The sequence below is a fragment of the Alkalibacillus haloalkaliphilus genome, from assembly GCF_007991275.1.
Classification (GTDB): domain Bacteria; phylum Bacillota; class Bacilli; order Bacillales; family Alkalibacillaceae; genus Alkalibacillus; species Alkalibacillus haloalkaliphilus.
On sequence record NZ_BJYA01000034.1, the window covers coordinates 1 to 1,683 of the forward strand.

Genomic DNA, 1,683 nt, shown 5'->3' on the forward strand with positions numbered 1-1,683 from the left:
ACTGAAAAAGTCCTTAAAATATAAGAGGGTAAATCATCGTATTAGGGATGATTTACCTTCTTTTCTTTTTTATAATAGAGTCAGTAAATAAGAAAGTGGTGGTTGTGTGTTACAGAGTCAGGGATCGCTGAATATCAGTTCTTATACAGATCTTTATGAAATGATCATCCCAAAAGATAATTTTTTACGCCGTTTAAATGATATAGTTGACTTCACGTTTATCATGGATGAGTTAAAAGAAAATTACTGTCTTGATAACGGCCGAAAGGCCATTCCCCCAATTCAAATGTTTAAGTATTTATTGTTGAAACGCATTTATGATTTGTCCGATGTTGATGTAGTAGAACGTGCAAGATACGATATGTCATTTAAATATTTCTTAGAGTTAGCTCCTGAGGATCCAGTCATTAATCCGAGCTCTTTAACGAAATTTCGTAAATTGCGTTTAAAGGGTTCAAATGAAAGTTCAAACAATAATTTATTGGATCTATTGATCCACAAAACAGTAGAGATCGCATTAGACTATGGTGTGATCGATAGTAAAACCATCATGGTGGACGCAACTCATACCTCCTCGCGTTACTGTTCCAAGTCAGTTTCGGAGTTTTTAAGTGAGAAAGCAAAATCTATGCGAAAGACAGTTTATCAATATGATGAAACCATAAAGGAAAAGTTCCCTAAAAAACCTGCCCACCGTAGTATTAAAGAAACCGAAAGGTACTGTAAGGAACTAATTGAAGTAATAGAACAATCTGAAGTAAATGATATGCCAGCGGTGAAAGAAAAAGTTAACCATTTGAATGAAATACTGGATGACTGTAAAGAACAAACCACACTTTCCAATGACCCAGACGCACGTATAGGACATAAAACAGAAGATAGTTCTTTCTTTGGTTATAAATCTCACTTAGCCATGTCTAAAGAAAGAATCATCACAGCAGCTACCATTACCACAGGCGAAAAGAGTGATGGTAAACAACTTAAAGATCTCGTACATAAAAGTAAGAATGCAGGAATGGAAGTTGATGCGGTCATTGGTGATACGGCTTATTCAGGAACAGACAATTTAAAATTTGCGAAAGAAGAACAATTTCAATTAGTTTCTAAATTGCACCCTGTAATTACAGATGGAAAACGTGAGAATTCGGGGTTTGAATTTAATAAAGATGCCGATATGTTTGTATGTCCAGCTGGACATATGGCATTTAAAAAAATAGCGAAGAAGAGAAAGAAACGTAATACTCAGCTCAAGTATTACTTTGATGTAGAGAAGTGTAAGGTTTGTCCATTGCGGGATGGATGTTACCAGGAAGGTGCGAAAACCAAAACTTACTCAGTCACATTAAAATCAACAGAGCACACAGAACAAGAAGCGTTTCAAGAAAGTGAAACCTTTAAAGAAATAGCCAAAGATCGCTATATGATTGAGGCAAAGAATAGTGAATTAAAGCATAGACACGGGTATGATCAAGCCACTGACTCGGGTCTATTTGGCATGGAAATGCAAGGAGCAACGACCATATTCGTGGCTAACTTAAAAAGAATTATCAAGCTAATAGACCAAAAAGAGTAAAATATTAGGATAGAAAAGGAGCCTTTTAATCGAAAAAATCGATCAAAAGGCTCCTTTTCTTTAAAAAACTATTTTATAAAACAAAATTAACCGTCTTTTTTCAGTGGCCT

Annotated in this window: 1 protein-coding gene; it reads left to right on the top strand. The window is 35.2% G+C overall.

The window, feature by feature from the left end; all coding sequences use genetic code 11:
- Positions 1-106 precede the first annotated feature (106 nt).
- The gene (locus AHA02nite_RS14925; RefSeq protein WP_146818687.1) at positions 107-1,573 is read left to right on the top strand and encodes an IS1182 family transposase; all 1,467 of its coding nucleotides are present in this window, start codon (positions 107-109) and stop codon (positions 1,571-1,573) included.
- Positions 1,574-1,683 lie beyond the last annotated feature (110 nt).